This window comes from Algoriphagus taiwanensis, assembly GCF_036245645.1.
GTDB classification, from domain to species: Bacteria; Bacteroidota; Bacteroidia; order Cytophagales; family Cyclobacteriaceae; genus Algoriphagus; species Algoriphagus taiwanensis.
In genome coordinates this window covers 207,637-230,939 of record NZ_BTPE01000004.1, presented here as the reverse complement: position 1 = coordinate 230,939, position 23,303 = coordinate 207,637, and the positions used below count along the sequence as shown (strand labels likewise).

The following is a 23,303-nucleotide window of genomic DNA, read 5'->3' as shown; positions in this document are numbered from 1 at the left end:
CTTAAAATTCAATTCCAAACTGAACGGATAATCGTTGACGGGCGTACTCTGAGCTGCGGTTGATCAGGCTGAATTGATAATAACCTCCCTGAGTGGACCATTCCAGCTCTGTAAAAAACCTCCTGTTACCCTTCATTCGAAAATTGGTTCCCAACTTTATTACAGGAATAAATCTTGGATCCAGCGCTTGGGTAATGGGCACCTCAGAGATCATAGTCTCATTGTTTGACACAAATCGCTCATCTACCATTCCTCCGCTGGTTTCCACATTCCCAAACCAAAGTCCGGCTGAAAATCCGAGGTAAAGCTCAGATTGCTTCTTTTTTAAAAGGCTATATTGAAAAGACCAGGGGATATAAATGGCCGATTCTCTGAGCGTCTCTGTTCCGGTAACGACTACGGTACTACTGGAATAGCTCGAGGACAAGGTGGTCTCAAATAGGGAAAATGCAACTCTCAATTCGGTACTAAATCGGGGAAACACCCTGAGATCATGAAATCTGACCCCGACAAAACCTGAATAACCTAAATTAGTCCCAAGCTGATTGGCCAAATCCAGATTTTCCACCTCAGGACTTATGGAAAAATAGGTGAATCCTAATCCCACTATCGGGGAAACCTGGATCGAAGGAATTCTACTCAGATGAAACTCATAGCTTTGATTGCTGCACTGAAGATATTCCTGAATGATGGAAACAAAAGCTTGATCCCCAAAAGTCAGTTTGTCAATCTCAGAATAACGAACCACTCCGCATTCTCCTGTAAGGAAATTCTTCAGAGTGGCGATATAGGGCTTGGTGAATCGCTTTACAGGCTGATTGTTGACCATCACCATATCATATTTAGCTATCAACTCCTCAAACTTAGAACCATTGTCCAAAAAATACCTCCCCCGATACTTACTAAGTTCGATGGCCCCCGAGACCATGACCTGAAGAAATACCAACTCTTCACCATCGGGCAAAACTCGGCTATAAAACAACTGCCCATTGGTCAGACCAAAGCCCTCCAGATCTTTTGGCAAATAGGAAGTTCTAACCCCTTTTGCTTCAAATTCTACTTTTGGATAATCCGTCATATTGTAATTGCGGATGACGGTCCCAAATACTTTTTCCCCGGAAGCCAAAATCACGAAATCAGACTCCTGCATGCTGCCCAAAGGAACAGTGGACCACCTTTCACCTGAAAAAGTCTTGGTTTGGCTAAAAACGGAAAGGGCACTCGAAAAAAATAAGAGAAATGCAAAAGAATATTTTTTCTTCATAAACTTGGATTTGGGACCGATTTACCTAAGAAAAAATTAAAAAACAATCCCTCCCTGCCAATTATTAGTTATTTATTTGAAAATAGGAAACTTATTTTTTTGAGGTTGATTTTCACTCTTTTTCTTTCCAAAATTTTCATGATTCACAGCCTCTGCAAGCCAAAAAAATTAATGGTCAATCACACTACAGATGAGTGGATTTTAGGGACGATGGAGGAGGAAAAAAACAAGCCTGAATGATTTCAGGCTTGCTTGGTATTGATCTTCTTCCTCAGTTACGAGGCGGAATTAGGGTCAATTCAGAATCTACTAGCTAAAAAGCTTCAGGATATCATTTCCAATGGCGAAAACCATCAAAGCCAAAAGGATGACCATGCCGACTTTCTGTGCGTTCTCCAAAAACTTGTCTGAAGGAGCCCTTCCTGACACCATTTCATAAAGCAAAAACATCACGTGTCCTCCGTCCAATGCTGGAATCGGAAGCAAGTTCATAAAGGCCAAAATCATGGATATCAAGCCGGTGATGCTCCAGAATTTTACCCAATCCCAACGATTGCCATAGATTTTGGCCATCCCAATCGGACCGCTCACATTTTTGGCAGATACCTCTCCGGTAAACATTTTACCCAAAGCCTTGGCATTGACAATCACCACTCCAAAAGCACGGGCAGTACCTTTGGAAAGGGCCTCACCTATCCCATATTCTCTTCTGACCGGTTCAATCAGCGGGTTAGCCGCAATACCGATCGTCCCTTCGGCAGATACAGGCACCATTAGAGTATCCATTGTGCCTTCAGAGGAAATCACCAATTGGGCTTCCTTATTTTTCACCTCCGCCAAAGCCGACTGAAGCTGATCAAAATAAATGATCTCCTGACCATTGACTGATACAATCTTATCTCCAGCATCGATTCCCGCAGCCTTGGCAGCTCCATCCGGAGATACTTCCAAAACATCAAATGGAAACCGGACGGCAACAAACTTGCTGAATGCCTCTTCGGAATTGAAGGTATTGATGAATCCTCTCGGGATCTCAATTTTCAAAGTTTCTCCATTGCGATCCACGGTATAATAGCCATCCTCACTCAGCAAAGCTGAACCACTAGTCAGATCTGTAATACTCTGATAGGGAACACCATTGATGTCAAGCACTTTATCACCCGTTTGGAAACCGATAGCCTCTCCATACTCATAAGCTACGATTCCATTTTGGATAACCTGATCTCTTGAAAAATAGGTCTCTCCATTTTTGTAAACCAGGACCACAAAGATGACAATCCCGGTAATCACGTTGACGATAATCCCTCCCAGCATCACGATCAATCGCTGCCAGGCTGGCTTAGACCGGAATTCCCAAGGCTGAGGCTCGGAGGCCATCTGTGCCGTGTCCATGGACTCGTCCACCATCCCGGAGATTTTCACAAATCCTCCCAAAGGAATCGCCCCGATGGAATATTCGGTTTCCCCCCATTGGAATCCTGCGATTTTCGGAGGAAAACCGATGGAGAATTTTTCTACTCTCATGCCAAACATCTTGGCGGTAAGCAAGTGACCCAGCTCATGAAGGCCCACCAGGATGGATAATCCCAAGAGCAGCTGTCCCACCATAATTAAAGTTTCCATTTATACTTTTGACTTAATTAGATTTTCAGTAATAGTTCTTGCCTCTGCATCACTTGCCACATAATCCTCCAAGGACGGGTGAGCTACAAATGAAGCTTTCGCTAAAGTTTCCTCGATGAGATCAGACATTTCCAAAAATCCCACCTCACGATTTAGAAACGCTGCCACGGCAATCTCATTGGCTGCATTGAGCACACAAGGGGCATTTCCTCCTTTTGCTAAAGCATCAAAGGCCAGCTGAAGGTTCCGGAATGTTTTCATATCCGGCTGCTCGAAGGTCAATTGGGGATATTTGGTGAAGTCAAATCGCTCAAAGTCACTCTTCAGACGATGAGGGTAGCTCAAGGCAAACTGAATGGGGATACGCATATCCGGTGGCCCGAGTTGTGCTTTGATCGATCCATCTTCAAACTGCACCAAGGAATGAATGATACTCTGAGGATGCACTACCACTTCGATTTGCTCAGTTTTCAGGCCGAAAAGCCATTTAGCCTCGATTACTTCCAGGCCTTTATTCATCAAAGAAGCGGAATCAATCGTGATTTTGGCTCCCATATCCCAATTGGGATGCTTGAGTGCTTGCTCACGGGTGACTGTCTGCAAATAATCGCGGTCTTTTCCACGGAAAGGGCCTCCGGATGCAGTGAGAATGATTTTCTCAATGGGATTGTGAAATTCCCCAACCAAACACTGGAATATGGCGGAATGCTCCGAATCCACGGGATAGATATTGACCCCGTTTTCTTTGGCTAAAGCAGTGATAATTTCACCTGCCACGACCAGCGTTTCCTTATTTGCCAAGGCAATCTGCTTACCTGCTTTGATCGCATGTACCGTAGGAATCAAGCCCGAATAACCCACCAAAGCAGTTAATACCACATCGATAGTATCCATCTCCACAACTTGAGCAATCGCCTTTTGACCGGCAAAAACCTTAATATCTTGCGGGATGAGCGCTTCTTTTACCTTCTGGTAGTTGGCCTCATTACCGATCACAACGGCATTGGGCTTAAACTCCAAAGCCTGAGAAATCAACAGATCACAGTTATTTTGTGCAGTAAGGACTTCAACTTCAAAATCTTCAGGATGCTGTCTGATCACATCCAAGGTTTGGGTACCTATACTTCCTGTACTGCCAAGTATGGCTATTCTTTTGGGTTGGGTCATTCAGAGAGACTTTGGGATCAAACAAAAACCTTCCGAATGCCGGAAGGTTCGATCCAAGACTGACAAAATTACCAAATGCGGGGAGTTTTCCTTGTACACTTCGTCACAATTTGCCGATTGGGACAATTTTTGATCCTCCCTGGGCAGATTTAGGTCTTAAAAAATGTGAATGGGAAGTCCATCACCCAACCAATTTTCTGTGAATAAGTAAATGAATACCATGAACAACGCAATGAAATCATTTGCCATTCCTTTCGTCTCAGGCATAGCCGGGGCGGCACTATGGATCGCAATTCAGACTCCGGAAAAGCAGGATTTAAGCCCCTCTTTTACTCAATCCTACGAAATACCTACCCAAACGGCAAGTCAAACGGTCTCGTCCTCCCTTAGAACTGACCCGCCGATTTCCTTCATTGAAGCTTCGCAAAACAGTACTGAATCGGTTGTTTTTATCAAAAACTTCAGCGGGACAGACTACCGGCGATACAGCATGTTTGACTACTTCTTTGGAACAGGGCCTACCCAGCAGGTCAGTACCGGTTCGGGGGTGATCATTTCCAAAGACGGCTACATCATCACCAACAACCACGTGATTGACCGGGCGGAGACTATCGAGGTGGTTCACCAAAAAAGAACCTACAAAGCCAAACTGGTGGGAACGGATAAAAACACGGATATCGCCGTCCTGAAAATAGAAGCCGAAAACCTTCCGGAAATCAAGCGTGGGTCCAGCCGAAGCTTGCAAATCGGGGAATGGGTCTTGGCAGTAGGAAACCCTTTCAATCTTACCTCTACAGTCACAGCAGGAATCGTATCTGCAAAAGAAAGACAGATCAATATCCTGGGTGGGGATTTTCCTTTGGAGAGCTTTATCCAAACCGATGCTCCAATCAATCCCGGAAACTCCGGAGGCGCCTTGGTCAATGTCAATGGGGAATTGGTGGGGATCAACACCGCCATCCTTTCCCGCACCGGGTCTTACACCGGCTATGGATTTGCCGTGCCTGTAGATGTGGCCATCAAGGTTGCCAATGACCTGATCAAGTATGGTGAAGTACAAAAGGCCATTCCGGGCGTAGATGTAGTGGAAATCACTCCTGAACTCGCTGAGGAAATGAAGTTGAAAAGCTTGGATGGGGTAATCGTCACCCATACGCTCAGAAATGGAGCCGCAGAAATGGCCGGCTTACAGAAAAATGATGTGATCACCCGAATTGGAGATTGGAAGATTATGGGCAAAGGGAGCTTCGAAGAAGCCCTGTCCTACTACTATCCCGGAGATCAGCTCAATCTTGAATTTACGCGAGACGGAGCATCCAAATCAGCAACCCTTACCCTACAAAATCTGGAAGGAGGCACTGGAATCATTAAGAGGGAATATTATTCTTCTGCCTTGATAGGCGCACGATTGGAGGCAGTCAATACCATAGAAAAAGACCGACTCAAAATTCCTTATGGAGTAAAAATCAGCTCCCTGACTCGAGGATATCTTAGGGATTTGGGATTCCGGGATGGATTTGTTATCACCCATGTCAATGAAATGCCTGCCAAAGACCCCAAGACTTTGGGAGAATACCTTGAGAAATTCAGCGGAAGACTCAAACTGGAAGGAGTGGCGCCGAATGGTCAGCCGTTTATGCAGAGTTATAATGTCCGATAATTCTATGGGACTAATCGAAATCCAAACTCGCTTTTGGATTGATTTTTCCATAAATTAAACTTTCAACTAAACCCAAATGAAAACCCTACCCCAATCCTGCGAACAGTGCCTTGAACAGTTTTCCATGGCTCTTGAAGACCTGAAAATTCATGTTGACCGGGCCAAGAAAATCGAATTGAATGAATCTCAGTCCAGAGAGTTGATTATTGAATTTGAAGTGGCTCATGAGTTGGCCTTGAAGGTAATCTCCAAGTTTTTCCACAAAATGGGAAAAGGGCCGTTTTCAGGTTCGAGAGATGCTACAGCAGAGGCCTTTCATGCCGAACTTATCGACGATGGCAAAGCTTGGCTGGACATGGTCATCGACCGGATCAAATACAACCCAGTTTACGCGCTGGACAGCCAAAAGGACTTTCTAGAAAGAATCAAAAATCAGTATATCCATCTCTTCGAAAAATTTGAAGATACCATGGAAAAAAAACTGAATGAATAAAAAAAGAGCTGCTTCGACCGAGGCAGCTCTTTTTGGTTGATAATTTCCTCAGGTTTTTAACCCTAAAAATTCATTTGATTTAAATCCTCTTTATGTAGAATTTTCGCAGAAAAAGTCGTGGATCACTGCAGAGATCATTATCTATTGAGACTGATTTCTGAGACTACCTACTCCCAAACATCCAATCTCCCAAACTTCCCTACTACCAGACCTCCAAACTCCCCCACTCCCTAACTTTCTTACCTCACCAGAATACCCGATGGTCCACGTCCCACTTCCATGGTTTTGACCTCCGAACCGTCTTTGGAATAAACAGTCACTTCGCCATTTCCCTGGAAACCCTTGGAGTTGGATACATAAAGTTCCTGTCGGTCTTGGTCATAGCCTATTCCATAAAATCCAGTCCCCGTTTTCCAACTTGGAATCAAAGTCGTATCAAAAATTGAAGTCACCGCAATTCCATCGTTGTAATCAGGCCATCCCGAACTGGTCAAAATGTAAATTCGGTCATCTTCCCCGAATGCTACTCTACTCGTCGCATTGACTATGTCGAGTTGAAGGAAATTTTTCTTGGTTAAGTTATCCAAGTGAAAAGATTGGAAATACACATTTTCAGCATCGTAAGCATATACCCACAAATCGCCTCGCTGCTCAAAAAACTGAACAGGATTACCAGAAACCTCCAAAGTCTTCACAACAGTTTCGAGCTCGGCATCGATGATCTCGATTTTGCTTTCTTCTCTCCCGGCCACAAAAACATATTTCCCAAAGGCAAACAAATCCTCTGGCTTGCTCGAAACTTCGATTTTCTTTTTCACAGCGCCTCCATCCAAGCCTGAAACCACGGCTACATAAGAATCCGGAGTATTGAAACTGGCATCATAGGGTCCATAGTCTGAGATAAAAACCTTTCCTCTTGCTGTCACCAAGGACCTTGGCTGATCCAGATCGGCAACAACAGCTCCTCGGGACTTGAAATCACCCGGATTTACAATTTCGACTTTTCCAGTATTAGCAACCAAATACAAGCGGTCTTCTTCCAAAACCAAGTCCTCCAACAAGCTGGCAAAGGGACGATTGTTTTCCAATTCAAAGACATTCTGAGTCAATGTCCCAGACACCGGATCAAAGTGAAAGACCTCGCCGTCATTTGCGCCGAAAGCTCCTTCGTTCATCAGGAGAATTCCGGTATCGTATTTCCCAAGAGGACGCTCCTCGGTATCATTTTCACAAGAAAAAAGCAGGGTAATCAGGGCCAAAGCCCATAGTTGGTTTTTGAATAAATACTTCATAGTAAAAGAGTTAGATTAAATTGATATGATCGACCGGGCATGGCCCGGAGGTAAAGCACTTGATAATCCCGATCGAACAGATTCAGCACCTGAAAGCTGATCGGGACTTGGAGTTTTTTCCATTGGAGTCGGGAAAAAGAAAAGCCGGCATTCCAAAGTTGATAGCCTTCCAAAACCCGGGCATTTCCGGTACCGATGGTTCGCTGCCCAACATAAAAAGTGGAAAGATTGAAAGTGAGCCCATTGCTGTCAGCTTCCAAACTTCCATTAGCCTGATGTTCGGGCGTATAGGGAAGTTGCTGGGGATTTTGGGAATCTGAAGTCAAATCCAAGGCTCGGGAAAAGGTATAGCTTCCGTTCAGTTGCCAGTTCCACTGACCTGTTTTCCAGGCTCCTTTTCCCTGATATTCTAGCCCCTGATTGCGGACTTCTCGGATATTCTGTGGACTCCAGATTGCCCCTTGAGGAAGCCAAATGATCCAATTGTCCACCTGCATGCGATAATAGGTCAGGCTTTGTTCCCAAGAGAAATCGGATTTTCTATTCCAGCGAAAGCCGACTTCTCCATTTTGGCTTTTTTCAGGAAGTAAGTCGGGATTTCCTCCCGGATTCCAAAAGCGGTCATTGAGCGTGGGCACTTTGAATCCCCTTCCGGCTGAAGCTTTGAGTGAAAGTTGGTTTTTACCTTTTCCCCAAATCAAAAAGTCCATTCCCAATCCCGGAAGAAAAGGCTCCAACTGATCTTGATAAGCCAATTGTCGAAAATTAGCTGAGATCGACAGGCGCTGATTTGCAGTCCATTTAGCACTTTGGTACAATTCGATCCGTTGATCAGTGGCCGAGTAAGTACTCAGCTCTCCTCGGGCAAAAGTGCTACGAGCCCCAATCTTGAAAATCCAATTTGGCGTTTTCTCCACATCCCAATCGGTAGCCAAAAGAAACTGACGGGTTCGGTTTTCACTGCCGTTGAAAATGAGCTGATCCGTGACCCAACCCGCTTTGATGTTCCAAACCGAGCCGGCTCCAAACCGGAAATAATCCACCACAGCTCGCCAACTTTGATCCTGCTGCTCGTCACGAGTTGCGGAACCCATCACAGGCTGAATCTGCCGGTCTGCTCGATTCCACCAAATGGAGGCTTTGAACTGACTTTTCTCCGAAAGATTCCAAGCCAAATCCTGCACCCATCCCACTTGCTCGGTTTGGGCATTTTCCGCTCGGATTTCTGGAGTTCCGGGTTTGGAAAGATCCTGGAAAGGGAAATCATTGCGGGCAAACTGTCGGTAAAGCTTGGTTTGGGTGCTGAAATTTTTCCCTGAAAATCCAGCCGAAAACGCCGAATTACTCAAGCCAAAACTTCCAAACGTCTGACTCAGCTGCCCTCTGAAGCCTTGGCCAAATCGGCTCTGAGTACCCAAATGCACACTGCCACCGATGGCCTCGTTGCCAAAAAGAGCTCCCGAACTCCCAAAATGAACTTCCGCCTGATCGATAGCCTGAATAGGCAGAATGCTCAAATCACTTTGTCCCAAAGAAATACTATTGATCGGCAAGCCATTCCAAAAAACTGCCGTATGCCCTGCCGAAGTCCCGCGGAAGGAAGGAGAAGCCAGCATCCCCGCCCCATATTGACGGACAAAAACAGGAGATTTTTCCTGAAGCAAATCGCCCAAGGAGCGGGCAGAATACCCCTCCAACTCCTTTTTTTCGAAGGAAATCACTTTTTGCCCTTGAGCAAATCGGTCCAAGGCAGGCGCATACACCTCCACCTCAGCCAAAGCCACCGTGTCCTGTGGGGCAGTAAAGCCAAACAGGGAAAATACCCAAAACACCAAGGTCATATCCGATCGAATAGATTAAGACAATTCTTCCGATAGCTATCGGGATCGGCTTGGAAAGAAATTAAGAAAGAAATGAAAGCTTTCTCACCGACCGCTGTCGGCTGAGAAATCGACAAGTCTTCTTCGCTTTTCCTCCGAAAGCACAGAATCAACTGATCAAGGCAGGTCTCCTGGCTCGTCTGACTTTTGCCGGCCTTCTCGCCCCAGCTCCTTTCGGATTCGGACAATGGCTAAGTGGTGCAAAAGCACTTCCCCATTCCGATGGCTATCGGGACAGGGCAGACTTACAGTTGCGGGGACAGCTCCGGTTTCGCACCGGATTCCCTTTTAATCCCAAGCTCCAATCCCTTTTACCGGGATGGTTTGGGAACCAAAATCGACCTAAAGTAAAGCGATTTTTATTTGGCAGAAAAGCCTCCGAATGTTAAAAATTTTGGAAAGGTGCCAAAATCACCTTTACCTTGGCAGAAACTTTGGTTTTACTCCCTAGATGAAAAATCCCTCCAAAAAGTCAATTTTGGCCTATTTCTCATGGAATTATCACCCGATCCTACTGGGATTGATCCTGCTTTTTTCCTGTGAAAAAAAAGCGGAGACATCTCTTGCATCGACCCCTGTTGCTTTGGAATTTGCTCAGGGGTTTGAGCTTTTCAGGGGGGGAAATTTCTGGGAAATCCAGGTCACCCAAGGCTATACCGGAGCAGAAAAAACCTACCGCTACCTGGTCCTCGAGGAAGGAGCGAAAGTCGAAAAATCCGGCTTTGACGCAGTCGTACAGCTTCCTGTTTCCAAGGTGATTTTGACCTCGACTACACACATTCCTCACTTGGACATGTTGTCAGAAACCGACAAATTGATTGGTTTTCCTCAGACTGATTTGATCTCATCCCCGACAACCCGAGCCCTTATTGATTCCGGAAAAGTCACCGATCTGGGAGGCGGACCTTCCGCCAACCCGGAAATGGTTATTGATCTTCAGCCGGACTGGATCATGATTTCTACGTTGGGAGAGGATTTGAGGTACTTAGATCTCTTTTCCCAAGCTGGAATTCCGGCTTTGATCAATGGAGAATATGTGGAGCAAAATCCTCTGGGAAGAGCCGAATGGATCAAGTTTACGGGGATTTTGCTGGGCAAATACGAGGAGGCAGTCACAGAGTTTGAAAAGATCAAAGAAGCCTATCAGGAAGCAGAAAAATTGGCGACCCAACCCCCCTCTGACAGCCGCCCGAAAGTACTCAGCGGAGTGATGTATCAAGACATTTGGTACGCCCCGGGAGCGGAAAGTTGGGGGGCACAAATCCTCCAAAATGCTGGTGGAGACTATGTTTTTGCGGATCAAAGTGGGTCAGGCAGTCTCCAATTAAACTATGAATTCGTTCTCGATCGGGCTGCAGAAGCTGAAGTTTGGATTGGTTCGGCTGATTTTCCCGATGTAAAAACCATGGGAAGCAGCGAACCCCGCTATCAAAACTTTCAGGCTTGGAAAAGTGGTCAAATCTACACTTACACCGCAAAAAAAGGGGCGACGGGAGGCTTGGAATACTTTGAACTCGGCTATGTCCGTCCCGATCTGATTCTCAAGGATCTGATCAAAATCCTCCATCCGGAACTTTTGCCGGAGTATGAGTTATATTTTTATCAGAAGTTGGAGTAGACTATAGAAAAATGTAAAAATCATGTGATTCAGAAATTAAGATTTCGGAGTTCTTTTGAGTCTTTTTTTTCTAAAGTGCTCTAAAATCTCCTCGTTAGTCAGTTGGACCAATTCCTTAGAAATTCTCTCGCGCTCCTGACGCATGAATTTCACTGCATCGAATGATTTATCAGCTGTCTTCATATTTTCCAAACTCTCTAGGTGATCTTATTTCTAACTGTTTGTATCCCAATTTAACATTTACAGAATTATAACCTCTAATTCTTTGAATATTAACAATATGCTTAAAGTTCCAACTAACCAAGAAATCAGCGTGGTTTACGGTAGCGATCGCAATATGAAGACAATCCGCAAAACTTGTTTTTCCCACAACATTCTCTGAGATGTACGTTCTTGCGAGGTCGATCATTTCTTCAGTAAGGACTAAAAACTCTGAATTTATAGAATCGAATTTGAATTGAAGATTTCTCACTTTTTCTGGCGCATATTCAAGTTCTTCAATTGTAATCTCAGAATATAATCCCACAAACTCGTAATTTTCTATCCTTTCAAATAAAGAAATAGTATGCAATGAAAACTCTTCATCGAAATAACCTCCAAAAACTGATGTATCTAAATAAAGCCTTTGTTTCACATCATAATTTACGATTTTTAAAACTACTTCTTAATCCATTTAAAGTTATAGGATTGAAAATGATTGATTCTAGTATCTCCGCATAGGTTTGTGTCTCCACAAACCTCTTTTAGAAAAATAAATGTCCATTCGCCCCTACCTCTTCCCCATCGCCTTCCTCCTACTCGGGCTGAGCTTTTTGCTCAACTTGAGCTTGGGTTCGATATGGATTCCATTCGGAGAGATAGTCGGCGGATTAATATCGGGAGATTGGGCCAAAGCTTCTTGGGAGCAAATCATCATCAATTATCGACTTCCCAAGGCTTTGGTCGCCGTTTTTGCTGGAATCGGATTAAGTTTGAGCGGACTTCAAATGCAGACTTTTTTCAGAAATCCATTAGCAGGACCCTTCGTCTTGGGCATCAGTTCGGGGGCGGGTTTGGGAGTGGCAATCTTAATGTTGGCAGGATCAGCACTGGGGTTTGCCCTCAGTGGAATCAACTCCTGGGCTATTGCAAGCGCAGGGATTTTAGGTGCCGGACTAGTACTTTCCGGAGTGAGTTTGGTGGCTTGGAGAGTAAAAGACAGCATGACCTTGTTGATCGTGGGATTGATGTTTGGCAGTTTAGTATCTGCCGTGGTTTCTGTTTTGTCTTTCTTTTCAGGAGCGGAAGCACTCAAGCTCTATACTGTCTGGTCCATGGGAAGTTTGGGATCATTGGGCTGGGCACAAGTGGGGATTTTGGGCATGGTAATTCTATTGGGAAGCATTCCAGTTCTTTTTTCCATCAAATCATTTAATGCACTTCTCTTGGGAGAGAATTATGCCAGAAGTATGGGAGTTAGCATACAAGCCATGCGATGGATGATGATCATCAGCACCGGCCTGTTGGCAGGTGGAATCACTGCTTTTTGTGGTCCGATTGCGTTTTTGGGAATTGCAGTCCCCCACTTAGCTCGAATGGTATGGAAATCCTCCGATCATCGGGTATTGTTTCCCGGCTCGGCATTGATTGGGGCAATTTTGCTTTTGCTTTGCGATGCCGTAGGTCAGCTTCCTGGATTGGCAAGTACCTTACCGATCAATGCGGTCACGTCTCTGATTGGCGCTCCGATCGTGATTTCTCTAATTTTGAAAAGAAACTTCAGCAAAGACTTTTAACCCATGCGCCAAAGATCTCTTGCATCGATTCTTCAGGGAAAAGACCTCCAACTCGGGTACCTTAAAAATGGAAAGCGCAGGGAGGTTTTATCTCACCTTGACTTTGAGCTATTTACCGGGGAAATGACTTGTCTCCTTGGACCAAATGGTGTTGGGAAATCCACTCTGGTCAAAGCCATAATGGCCCAACTTCAACCTTGGCAAGGCTCTCTTAATCTAGATGGTCAGGCCATTTCTTCTTACAGTCAAGAAAGCTTAGCTCGAAAAATGGCCGTGGTTTTGACAGAGCCTGTTTTTCCGGGAAATATGACCGTCGGTGAATTGGTTGCCTTGGGAAGAACCCCCTATACCGGATGGTCGGGTAGGTTGAGTCTTGAAGATCAAAAAGAGGTCGAAAAGGCTATCGCACTTACCAACATCGTTTATTTGAAGAGTGAGCGACTTAGTGAAATCAGCGATGGACAACGACAAAAAGCCATGATTGCCCGGGCCATAGCCCAAAATGGGGATTTGATTATTTTGGATGAGCCCACGGCGCATCTTGATCTGGTCAACCGATTTGAAATCATGGACCTCCTTCGAGAAATCGCCCTGGAAGAAAACAAAGGGGTTTTGGTAGTCACCCATGACTTGGAAATCGCCATAGAAACTGCCGATCGATTTTGGCTTTTGACCTGTGGCAACCCTCTTTTGTCTGGAAGTCCTGAGGATTTGATTCTTTCCGGAGAAATCAATCAGCTATTACCCTCAAAGAAAATTCAGTTTAGTCCAAAAAGAGGCAGATTGGAAATTCAGGATTTCCCCGAAGAAATTCTCATTTCTGGCAACGAAGAATTAGTATATTGGGTCAGGAAAGGACTCAAAAAAGCAGGGATTCAAGCTGTACCCAAGGAAATTCGAGTCCAAGCTGATCCGTTCCGGATTATAGCGGATGAAAACACCTTCCAAAGTGTAGAAGAACTGATCAGCAGTTTAAAATTGAGTTGAGAATTAACTTTTTCATTCATGGACCAAAACGAACTTTTCAAAAACTACTTGGAAGGGAAACTTTCCTCTGAGGACCGACTTCTTTTTGAAAAGCTATTGAAAGAAAATCAGGCCTACCAAGCTGAGCTGAACCAATACAAAAAACAAGTATCTCCTGCAAAAAAAACCCGATTCAGATCTTGGGCCGTCTCTTTTCTGATCGCCTTGGGGATTGTAGCTCTGGGAATTTTTCTCGTGTATAGTCTCGCCAGCCCTCCTGGCACAAAACTGTTTTCTACCTACTATCAGCCTTTAGATGTGGAGACTTGGGAAAGTTTGTCCATTGATCCCTCGATTGAAAAGGGAGTAACTGCCTATAAAAACGGTAAGTACGAGGAGGCGAAGACCCTTTTTGAGCAAATGTTAGCCAGCAATTCTAGCCCGGATGTTTTGTTTTTTCTCGGGCTTTGCCATTTGGCCTTGGATCGACCGGAGAAGGCTGTTCCCATTTTGAGCAGAATCCCCAAAGACTCTCCATTAGCCGGAGATGCGGCTTGGTATGAGGGATTAGGCTATCTCAAATTGAATAAACTGGAAAAGGCCAAGCCCTTGCTCCTTACTGCATCACAGAACTCTACCCAGTTCTCCCCAAGTGCCCAAGAGATCCTTGGAAAATTGAAATAACCTCTTGATTTAGAAAGCCTGAGAGATTTTTCATTTCGAATTCAAAGCCCTATTTTTCATAAGCTTTAACCCTAAATAACCTTATGACCTCTCGCAACCTCGTTCTGGCTGGATTAGCTCTGATTATTTTTTCCTGAGAAAATACCTAGCTTCAACTTACCCAATCATCCGAATCCCTAATGCTCACCTTCCCGCTCAACGAGCAGGAATTGGTGGATTTGGTGAGTTGTTTGGAAACGCTGAAACAAATGACCTCTTATCAATAAATATCCAGTTTAGATTTCCACATTATGAAAATATCAATTCAAACATTAGTCATCATTGGCCTACTAGCCTTTTCATCAACCTATTTATCAGCACAAGATCGGATTGATAAAGAAGCCCTTAAAGGATCCATGAATTACGGAAAATCCGTCGCTGTCTTTGGTGGATCGGTCTCTGTAATCCCTCCCAGCGATAGCGCCAAAGTCCTGTGGGAAAGATACCTCGACCTCAAGATTACCAATTTTGGAGTGCCTGGAGCGGGATTTTCTTCACTTCAGGGAAAATCTCTACAGCAGCAAGTGGATGAGGCAGGCGTCTTTGATATCTATATACTCTGGGCCTCCACAAATGACTATACCAACGAACGAGAGAATGGAGAATACACCGATTACACTGAGTTTGATGGGTACGATGAGCAAAAGCTTACTACTCAGGCAGGTGGGATTAATTACTGCATCAAGAAAATCTATGAGAAGAATCCGGATGCCATCATCTATTTCTTCACTTCAAGCAAGGCATTTATCAACCGAGGCGCCTATGATCCATTTTTTGAGAATGGCATGGTTCGCTATGTTGAAATGCAGAAAAAAATCTGTGCACTTCATGGCATCCCGGTCTTAGATCAGTTTGAGGTAGCCGGTTTCAACACCTACAATCAAAGTAAATTTTACCGAGATCCCATTCACATGAATTACTTGGGCTATCAAAAGTTGGGTGAATTACAGGTTGGCTTTCTGGCTTTTCCAAAGTAAAATCGAACAAGATTACTCATCTTAAATCGGGAAAAACAATTTAAGCTTTGCCTTTCCACCTGGGCATCCATTCAAATAATTTTTTTGATTCTTTCTACAGAAAATCAATAGCTTACCCTATTCAAACCCAAAAAACCTACACCTATGAAAACACAATTCAAATTAGGCTTTGCAGTCCTTGTCTTGACTTTTTCTGCTCAGGCTTTCGCCCAAGACGGGACCATCTATCCGCTGGAAACTCCCGCCGAACCCAATGCCATTCTGCTTGGCACAGGCGGAGTGGAAAACCAACCTGCTCCTGAAACTTGGTTTCGACAGTGGGGCGACCCCATGGCACGGAACATCTCCACGGCTACCTTGACCCCCTTCCTTCCCGAACCCGGCAAAGCCAATGGTGCGGCAGTAATCGTCGCTCCCGGAGGAGGATTTAGCTGGCTGTCCATGGGAAATGAAGGTTGGGAAGTGGCCGAGGCGCTGGCTAAGCAAGGCATCGCAGCTTTTGTGCTGAAATACCGACTGAATCCCACTCCACCTTCCCTCGAAGACTTTTCGGCTTGGATGAACCGACCAAGACCTGCTGCTCCTGCTCCAACTTCTGATGGTTCCGGGTCAGCTGCTCCTGCTCCCAGACCTCCGCAGCGAGACCTTTCCAATCAGCTGGAAGATGCAGAAGCCGCTTATGCGATGATCGTAAACCGAGCCCAAGAGTGGGGAGTGGATATAAACCGGATCGGAATGATCGGTTTTTCCGCAGGGGCAGGATTGACCATGCATGCCACACTCCATTCCAAAACGATGAAATTGGCCTTTATAGGCCCGATCTACGGAGGAATGGGTCCTGTGGAAGTGCCTGCCGATGCACCGCCAATGTTCAATGTGATTGCCACGGATGATTTTCTCTACAACGGTCAATCCGGTATCATCGAATCCTGGTACAAAGCCGGAAAACCCGTCGAGTTTCACCTCTACCAAAACGGCGGCCATGGATTCGGGCTGGGCAATCCCAACCGGACCAGCAACCGATGGTTTGATGCCTTTATGCATTGGCTGGATGTGAACAAGTTTTTGGCTCAGAAATAAAATAAATGGCCATAAAACTTAGCTGAGCCTGAATCATCGAAATCACAAATCTAGGCATAGTTTCCACTCAGCATATCTGAAGCTCAGTGCTAGACTGAGTCGATCCCGACAGCTGCTCGGGATCGATTCCGGCTATACTAGTCAATCCGAAATGGGTGTTTTTTTTCCTTTTCGCCGAGAAACTTTATATCCACCGAATGCCAAGTATCATCTTCGAAATCCAACAGACTCCAAACAAGATCAATTCTTGTAGAAATGGACAAAAATTCTGATAGTCTAGCATTAATAGCCCTAGTGAAAATCAATCCAAGACTAACTTCAGAACATCCACCCCGATCGCATATCCAAAAGTCTGCTGTCCGCTTTTATAAATCCGAATCTTGTTGCAAGCTCTGCCCATATCCACAGGCAGCCAAGTCTTGCCTCCATCTTTCGTTTCATATCCGGATTGAATAGTCCCGACAAACCCATGATTTTCATCTAAAAAGCCAATCCCAAAAGTCCTAGCTCCGGCATCCTCTACCAGGTTCATTTCCTCCCATGTCCTTCCCCCATCTTGGGTTTTTGCAATCCTCTGCTGCTTCACTTGGGGATCAGGATTGTAAGATTGAATGGTCACATAGCCCACCTCGGGAGTTGGAAAAGATGCCTTCCAGGTCGTTTCAAAAGGCCTCTGACTCTGATATACCTTTTCCCAAGTCAGTCCCCCATCCTCTGTTCTCAAAATCAAAGCATTGGATTGAGCAATATCAGCATGGCTTGCTGCACAGGCGATCCCAACATTTTTGTCAAACATTTTAATATCAAAGAGCATCTGAGCATCCCCACCCATAGCATGAGAAGTCCATGTTTCCCCACCATCTGAGGACTTCATCAAGTTGGCAGGACTCCCGACTCTTCCCACCGCAAAAAGGTGTGTTTTGTAAGCTATCTCGCCATGATTGATGTATTGTTCACGCACCACATCTATGGCGCACAATCCCTTCACGTAGGGACCTGAATAGTCTACTGTCTGCCAAGTCTGCCCTCCATCCCGAGTTCGGTATAAAGGAATGGTATCTGTCACATTGGGGAAATAATCAGTGCCAACGGTACCTACAAAACCAATCTTCTCATCCACAAATGCAATGGTTCGGAAAAAAGACCCCAACTGCTCCCACTGTTTCTCCCAAGATTCTCCTCCATCTTGGGTCCGGTACACAGATCCTTTTCCGTTGACATACCATCCTTGAAGTTCATTGATAAAGACAATATCGTCCTGCTTACCGGGATAAGGATCGGTAGTCAGTTTGACCCATTTTGCCTGCTGGGCAGATGAATTAAGAATAGAAAAGAAAAACACCAGAATTAAGACACTTCTTCTCATAGCTTTTTGATTTTCGTTTTTTTAAGCAAAAGAACCTTTGTCTTTATTCTATCCCATTGAATACTACAGGAATGAAGAATTCAAAGGATAAATACGATCAAAAAAAAAGAAGTACGACTTCCTGAAAAATACAACCGCATAAGAAAATGGATACTACAGAAATCCCTCAGGAAATGCTCCTTTTTTCCCCTCAAATCAGGATCAAATATGGTCTTCATCTTTAATAGAAGCTGCTTGGTATTTTTCAATTCAGAAAGACTCTTTGAAAAACGCCCCATTTTAATCCTTAAAAATTCAATTATCCTTTTCCCACCATATTTCCTATTTTCAAAGGAAATCCCAGAACCATGAAAATCCCGATCCAACCTGCCATTTTCTTCCTTCTCACCCTTATTGCAGCTGCTTGTAGTCCTTCAACAAAAAAGGCGGCTCAATTTGAACTCCTTCCAAGTCCAAAGGAAATCAGTATTTCCGGCCAATCTTCCTTAAATCTGACTGAAGCGGAAATGGCTTTTGATCAGGCCAAAAAAACCATGATAGAAAAGGGAGATTTGGAGGGAATTGAGAAAATTTCTTTCCAATATCTACAGGACTCCGATCTGAAAGAAGAAGGATACCTGCTGGAAATAAATGATCAGGGGATTTCTATTCAAGCACCTTCAGATGCAGGGCTTTGGTATGGGTTGATGACCCTTGGACAGTTGATTCAGGATGCAAAGGATCAGGATGCGACTTTGCCTTTGGTAAAAATCAAGGACGAACCCTCCTTGGACTACCGGGCAGTTCATCTGGATGTGAAGCACCATTTGGAGAAAAAGGAATACTATTTCGAACTCATGGATCGCTTTGCTGCGCAAAAAATCAATGCCGTGATCGTGGAAATCGAAGACAAGCTGAAGTATGAACTTCAGCCTAAAGTCGGCTCTTCCGATGCCTTTACCGTTGCAGAATGGAAGGAACTCAGCGATTATGCCTTGGCAAGACATATCCGAATCAGTCCTTTGGTCCAAGGCTTGGGCCATGCTTCTTTTATCCTGAAGCATCCCGATTACATTCCACTACGGGATGACCCCGAAAGCGACTGGGCTTTCAATCCTCTGGATGAGAAGACCTATCAAGTCCAATTTGACTTGTATGAAGATGCACTGAAGGCATTTCCCTATGCTAACTATCTGCATGTGGGAGGAGATGAGGTGCATACTACGGGAAGAAATTCCGGAAAATCCCCGCTGGAGCTTCAGCTGATTTGGCTTAATCGGGTGAGCGAATATGCTTCCCAAAAAGGCTTGACGCCCATTTTTTGGGATGATATGCCGCTGAAGAATGCAGAAGTTTATCGCTCGATCTATGACTCCAAATTGTCCCAAGCCCAAGTAGACAGCATCTGGACCGCCAATGAACCCAACCTCAACAAGTACATTGATCTGTTTCCGAAAAACTGTGTCTACATGCGCTGGAATTATGATATGCCCGAGTCTCCGGGAAATAACCTGGCAATTCAATGGTTTTCCGACAACGGGCTAAAAGTGATGGGAGCTACAGCCGGACAAACCCGCTGGAACCTCATGCCACAGGACCAAAGCAACACGAATAATATCCGGGATTTTGCCCTGATTTCGATCCGAAACAAGGCCGATGGGCTGCTTTTGACGCTTTGGGATGATGATTCTCCTCACTTCGAATTGTACCAAAGAGGGATCGCCATCTTTGCAGAATACACCTGGGCGGGAAATAAAAGAAGTACCGATCAATTGCACCAAGCCTATCGTCAGCGGGCTTTTGGACCTGCTTTGGCCTCGGCCGATTTGGAGTTTATCAACGCCTTGGAAGCTCCTGTTGCTGAATGGAAAAACCTGCTTTTGGATAGGGGCAGGGACAGAAATAGACTTAGAAAACTGGAAAATCCGATCGAAGAGGCTGTGATTCCTTTTCCTGATTTGGATTCAGCGGGAAAATGGTCTGAAAACTACCAAAGCAAAATCCAGCAAGCCAAAACCAATCTGGCAAAGGTAGACTCCATTCTGAATCAGATCGGGCAGGCCAAAAAAACAGCCCTGAGGAACACCCATCAATTGGAAGTCTATGAGCAGGTGGCTCAGGTGGTTCAATTTTCCAATCGGGCTATTCTTGCTTTAGCCGAACTGGACGAACCGAGTGGGGAAAAAAGGGAGGTGGCTCTTTCCAAATTGAAGGAATTGGAAACGGAATGGGCCAACATCCAATCTCGAGTCGAGGAAGTCTATGGCAAAACCCGGCAACTTGACAAGCCTTCCGAATATATGCTTGACCAAGACCACCATGTTCACCTCGCTAATCAGGCGTTGAAGTTCCGGGATTGGCAGTTTTATGTGGAAGGCTTGTTTTTGGAGAAGGTAAAGAGGGAGCTGAGGTAGTAATTCAAAAACAATAATTTGACCCCATTCGGGGTCAAACTTCTCAATAGCCATGGGTGCAACCCATGGAATTGAAGGTGGACCTAATAACGACCCCGAAGGGGTCGAACCCTTTCAATCCAAATAGTTCAACCCCATCCTGGGTTAATCTCTTGAATTTCGATTTTCCCTAGGTTTCACCTAGGGCTATTGAAAGATTAGACCACTTTGTGGTCATAAAATCCATCAAAAAAGAACAAATACGCAAATCTTAAAGAACCATCACTCATTAAAAAACGGCCGCATTTCCTCATGGATCTCTTCCCGGAGAGTTTTGAGTTTGAGGGCATATTCTTCCAGTTTCTTTTCCTGCTCCGTCTTGGGCACCCAGGGTTTTACCTTTTTGGGATTTCCGTTTTCATCCACTGACACAAAAATGATGATGCAGTGGGTCTTTTTCTCAAATTTCTTCTGCTCAAAACTTCTCGAATAGACTTCCACCATGATGTGAATACTGGAACTTCCCGTAAAAATCACCTGAGAATCGATCTTGATGACTTCTCCAATTCCAATGGGTTTATAAAATCGGATTCCACCCACATAGACCGTGACGCAGTAGCTTTCCGCCCAATTTCTCGCGCAGGTATAGGCTGCCTGATCGATCCATTTCATCACGGTACCTCCGTGGACTTTTCCCCCAAAGTTGACATCTCCGGGTTCGCTGATAAACTGGAAGGTGGTTTTATTTGAAGCCATAGCAAGAGAAAATAGGATTAGTGAATTTCTACCAAGTTATCGATTTGCATTGTAGATAGGGCTAATGCTACTCGGGTAAAAAAATAGAATTTCCCCCATTTCACTTAAACCATTGTAAATAAAGAGTACCCATTGGGCTAGTCTATCCAAGGATTCATCCTGAATATGGGTGTTTTGGTCGAGTTTTTTACCCTAGATTATTCTGTCTGTTTATTAAAAGTCAAATGATTGATATATTGAATATGATTTTTACAAAATTTTATAAAATCCAGACACCTATGAAAAAACTATCCTTTATCCCTGCCTTGGCATTGACTGCCCTACTCTTTCTCCAGGCCAATCCAAAACCTGAAGCTGACAACCTCATTTCTCTGCACCCCGAAGCCCCCGCTCTGCCGGCTGATGTCAAGGCCATCGTACAGCAGAAATGCTACGGATGCCACAATGCCGAATCAAAAAATGAAAAAGGCAAAGCCAAGTTGGATTGGGATGCTCTGGAAGCAGCAAAAAAATCCAAAGCTTTGGCCACCATGGGTAAAATCACCGAAGAACTGGAAGAAGGAGCAATGCCTCCTACAAGGTTCCTCGAAAACAACCCTGACAAAAAACTAACCGAGGAAGAAACAGCAACTCTATTAGCTTGGAGTAAGGGCAAAAAGAAATAAGATGAAGGCCAGAACCTATCTTTTGGGTGGTTTGATTCTGATTCTTGGAGCCATCCAGCTTGTGCCCAATGAACTTCCTGCAGTCCAAAATACTAACCCTGCTGATATTTCAAACACAGGATTGCTCGATGAAGGAATGCATCAGACGCTCAAAAACTCCTGCTACGACTGCCATAGCAATGAGACTTCCTACCCTTGGTATTCTTATGTGGCTCCCCTTTCTTGGTTGGTAGCCAAAGATGTAAGAGAAGGAAGAGAGGAACTCAACTTTTCTCATTGGGCAGATTATGACATGATGGAAAAACTGAAAAAACTCGATGATATCGCCATTGAGGTTGCAGAGGGAGAAATGCCCATGGAGGTCTACACGGTGATTCATTCCGGAGCCAAACTAAATCCAGAACAAATTCAGGAAATAGTGACTTGGGCAGAAAACGCAATGGATATAGTAGCCGAAGAGGAGGAATAAGTCCTTTACTTCAAAAAAATTGGGCGGGCTGGAAAGGACTTTTTTCAGCCCGTTTCTTTTTTGATTGCTTTGGCTAAATTAGAAGCTATGAATCTCCGCGCTGCCAAATACCTGTTAGTGTACATCATCCCTGTAGTGGTTGCCTTTTCCCTTTGGTCGGCCAATGAATGGTCCTACTCGGCCTTGATTTTTGTATTTGGAGTAATTCCCTTGGTAGAGCTTTTTACCCGATCCTCCAGCAAAAATCTAGATGCACTGGAAGAAGAGCTGGTCAAAAAGGATCGCACCTACGATTGGATTCTATACTTTTTGGTTCCGGTTCAATATGCAATTTTGGTTTATTTCCTCCTTCAGGTAAGTCAGGAAGACCTTTCCCTTTCCACTCAAATAGGAATGGCACTTGCCTACGGGATGTCTTGCGGAGTGCTAGGCATCAATGCTGCCCATGAACTGGGCCACCGCAACACTTGGTATGAGCAGCTCATGAGCAAAATGCTCCTGCTGACTACGCTCTACATGCATTTCTTCATCGAACACAACCGGGGACATCACCGGCATGTAGCCACAGAGGAGGACCCGGCATCCAGCCGATTGGGAGAAAATGTGTATGCTTTTTTTGTTAGGACCATCACTGGTAGCTACCTGTCTGCCTGGAAGTTGGAAAAAGAAAGGCTGGCTAAAAAATCAATCTCTTTTTGGTCACTGAAGAATGAAATGCTGAGATTTCAGTTGTTTCAACTGGCTTTATTGGGATTAATCTATTCCATTTTCGGAATTCAAACCTTGCTATTATTTGGCCTTGGGGCATTTGTAGGCATTCTCCTCCTTGAGACGGTCAATTATATTGAGCATTACGGACTGAGAAGGGAAAAAAGAAACGGACACTACGAAAGGACCTTGCCTATTCACTCTTGGAATTCTAACCATCCGATCGGCCGAATGATTTTGCTGGAGCTTTCCCGACATTCGGACCACCACTACATCGCGAGCCGAAAATATCAAGTCCTCAGGCACCACGAAGAAAGCCCCCAAATGCCTACCGGCTATCCCGGTATGATGCTGTTGGCTTTGGTGCCTCCGCTATGGTTTAGGGTAATGAACTCAGAAATTAGAAAATACTGTTCGAAGGTTATCCTTTAAAAAACTTTTTATTTTTC

At 44.8% G+C, this 23,303-nt stretch carries 20 protein-coding genes and 1 riboswitch; of the genes, 12 read left to right on the top strand and 8 right to left on the bottom strand.

Annotated features, from left to right (window positions below; all coding sequences use genetic code 11):
- Window position 1 precedes the first annotated feature (1 nt).
- The 3 genes from AAA938_RS07325 to AAA938_RS07315 all read right to left on the bottom strand — a co-directional run bounded on the left by AAA938_RS07325 (window position 2) and on the right by AAA938_RS07315 (window position 4,054).
- The gene (locus AAA938_RS07325; protein WP_338227981.1) at window positions 2-1,264 is read right to left on the bottom strand and encodes a hypothetical protein; all 1,263 of its coding nucleotides are present in this window, start codon (window positions 1,262-1,264) and stop codon (window positions 2-4) included.
- Between the two features lie 309 nt (window positions 1,265-1,573).
- Window positions 1,574-2,887 carry an RIP metalloprotease RseP gene (gene rseP, locus AAA938_RS07320; protein WP_338227980.1) on the bottom strand — a complete coding sequence of 438 codons (1,314 nt, stop codon included), beginning with the start codon at window positions 2,885-2,887 and terminating at the stop codon, window positions 1,574-1,576.
- On the bottom strand, window positions 2,888-4,054 hold the full coding sequence (locus tag AAA938_RS07315; RefSeq protein WP_338227979.1) for a 1-deoxy-D-xylulose-5-phosphate reductoisomerase: 1,167 nt from the start codon (window positions 4,052-4,054) through the stop codon (window positions 2,888-2,890).
- Between the two features lie 220 nt (window positions 4,055-4,274).
- Between AAA938_RS07315 and AAA938_RS07310 the strand changes: the two genes are divergently transcribed.
- On the top strand, window positions 4,275-5,714 hold the full coding sequence (locus tag AAA938_RS07310) for a S1C family serine protease (RefSeq protein ID WP_338227978.1): 1,440 nt from the start codon (window positions 4,275-4,277) through the stop codon (window positions 5,712-5,714).
- A gap of 76 nt (window positions 5,715-5,790) precedes the next feature.
- A complete protein-coding gene (locus tag AAA938_RS07305; protein ID WP_338227977.1) occupies window positions 5,791-6,207 on the top strand; it encodes a nucleotidyltransferase substrate binding protein in 417 nt (138 codons plus the stop codon).
- A 239-nt stretch (window positions 6,208-6,446) separates the two neighbouring features.
- On the opposite strand, the gene AAA938_RS07300 is transcribed toward AAA938_RS07305, so the two are convergent.
- Both AAA938_RS07300 and AAA938_RS07295 read right to left on the bottom strand, forming a co-directional pair.
- Window positions 6,447-7,499, bottom strand: a complete 1,053-nt coding sequence (locus AAA938_RS07300) for a YncE family protein (RefSeq protein ID WP_338227976.1) — start codon at window positions 7,497-7,499, stop codon at window positions 6,447-6,449.
- Window positions 7,496-9,340 carry a TonB-dependent receptor plug domain-containing protein gene (locus AAA938_RS07295; RefSeq protein ID WP_338227975.1) on the bottom strand — a complete coding sequence of 615 codons (1,845 nt, stop codon included), beginning with the start codon at window positions 9,338-9,340 and terminating at the stop codon, window positions 7,496-7,498. The genes AAA938_RS07300 and AAA938_RS07295 overlap by 4 nt, the downstream gene beginning before the upstream one ends.
- A gap of 143 nt (window positions 9,341-9,483) precedes the next feature.
- Window positions 9,484-9,730, bottom strand: a riboswitch (cobalamin riboswitch).
- Window positions 9,731-9,830: 100 nt separating this feature from the next.
- Between AAA938_RS07295 and AAA938_RS07290 the strand changes: the two genes are divergently transcribed.
- The gene (locus tag AAA938_RS07290) at window positions 9,831-10,997 is read left to right on the top strand and encodes an ABC transporter substrate-binding protein (protein ID WP_338227974.1); all 1,167 of its coding nucleotides are present in this window, start codon (window positions 9,831-9,833) and stop codon (window positions 10,995-10,997) included.
- A gap of 169 nt (window positions 10,998-11,166) precedes the next feature.
- Here the strand turns inward: AAA938_RS07290 and AAA938_RS07285 are convergent, their stop codons facing one another.
- Window positions 11,167-11,631, bottom strand: a complete 465-nt coding sequence (locus AAA938_RS07285) for a PIN domain-containing protein (RefSeq protein ID WP_338227973.1) — start codon at window positions 11,629-11,631, stop codon at window positions 11,167-11,169.
- A gap of 121 nt (window positions 11,632-11,752) precedes the next feature.
- Between AAA938_RS07285 and AAA938_RS07280 the strand changes: the two genes are divergently transcribed.
- From AAA938_RS07280 to AAA938_RS07260, 5 genes are all read left to right on the top strand, one after another.
- Window positions 11,753-12,772: a FecCD family ABC transporter permease gene (locus AAA938_RS07280; RefSeq protein WP_338227972.1), complete on the top strand. Its 1,020-nt coding sequence runs from the start codon at window positions 11,753-11,755 to the stop codon at window positions 12,770-12,772.
- A 3-nt stretch (window positions 12,773-12,775) separates the two neighbouring features.
- The gene (locus AAA938_RS07275) at window positions 12,776-13,759 is read left to right on the top strand and encodes an ABC transporter ATP-binding protein (RefSeq protein WP_338227971.1); all 984 of its coding nucleotides are present in this window, start codon (window positions 12,776-12,778) and stop codon (window positions 13,757-13,759) included.
- A gap of 18 nt (window positions 13,760-13,777) precedes the next feature.
- Window positions 13,778-14,422 carry a tetratricopeptide repeat protein gene (locus AAA938_RS07270; RefSeq protein ID WP_338227970.1) on the top strand — a complete coding sequence of 215 codons (645 nt, stop codon included), beginning with the start codon at window positions 13,778-13,780 and terminating at the stop codon, window positions 14,420-14,422.
- A gap of 290 nt (window positions 14,423-14,712) precedes the next feature.
- Entirely contained in the window at window positions 14,713-15,438 is a 726-nt protein-coding gene (locus tag AAA938_RS07265; protein ID WP_338227969.1) for an SGNH/GDSL hydrolase family protein, read from the top strand.
- 144 nt (window positions 15,439-15,582) lie between these two features.
- Complete coding sequence (locus AAA938_RS07260) at window positions 15,583-16,518, top strand: alpha/beta hydrolase (protein WP_338227968.1); 936 nt, start codon at window positions 15,583-15,585, stop codon at window positions 16,516-16,518.
- Window positions 16,519-16,819: 301 nt separating this feature from the next.
- On the opposite strand, the gene AAA938_RS07255 is transcribed toward AAA938_RS07260, so the two are convergent.
- Entirely contained in the window at window positions 16,820-17,884 is a 1,065-nt protein-coding gene (locus tag AAA938_RS07255; protein ID WP_338227967.1) for a WD40/YVTN/BNR-like repeat-containing protein, read from the bottom strand.
- 347 nt (window positions 17,885-18,231) lie between these two features.
- On the opposite strand from AAA938_RS07255, the gene AAA938_RS07250 reads away from it, so the two are divergent.
- Window positions 18,232-20,277, top strand: a complete 2,046-nt coding sequence (locus AAA938_RS07250) for a family 20 glycosylhydrolase (RefSeq protein WP_338227966.1) — start codon at window positions 18,232-18,234, stop codon at window positions 20,275-20,277.
- Window positions 20,278-20,538: 261 nt separating this feature from the next.
- Here AAA938_RS07250 and AAA938_RS07245 read toward each other — a convergent pair whose 3' ends face one another.
- Window positions 20,539-21,012: an acyl-CoA thioesterase gene (locus AAA938_RS07245; protein ID WP_338227965.1), complete on the bottom strand. Its 474-nt coding sequence runs from the start codon at window positions 21,010-21,012 to the stop codon at window positions 20,539-20,541.
- A 278-nt stretch (window positions 21,013-21,290) separates the two neighbouring features.
- On the opposite strand from AAA938_RS07245, the gene AAA938_RS07240 reads away from it, so the two are divergent.
- The 3 genes from AAA938_RS07240 (at window position 21,291) to AAA938_RS07230 (ending at window position 23,286) form a co-directional block, all read left to right on the top strand.
- Complete coding sequence (locus AAA938_RS07240) at window positions 21,291-21,677, top strand: heme-binding domain-containing protein (protein WP_338227964.1); 387 nt, start codon at window positions 21,291-21,293, stop codon at window positions 21,675-21,677.
- Window position 21,678: 1 nt separating this feature from the next.
- Window positions 21,679-22,146, top strand: coding sequence for a heme-binding domain-containing protein (locus AAA938_RS07235; RefSeq protein ID WP_338227963.1), 468 nt, complete (start codon window positions 21,679-21,681; stop codon window positions 22,144-22,146).
- An 87-nt stretch (window positions 22,147-22,233) separates the two neighbouring features.
- Window positions 22,234-23,286, top strand: a complete 1,053-nt coding sequence (locus AAA938_RS07230) for an alkane 1-monooxygenase (RefSeq protein WP_338227962.1) — start codon at window positions 22,234-22,236, stop codon at window positions 23,284-23,286.
- Window positions 23,287-23,303: the final 17 nt, after the last annotated feature.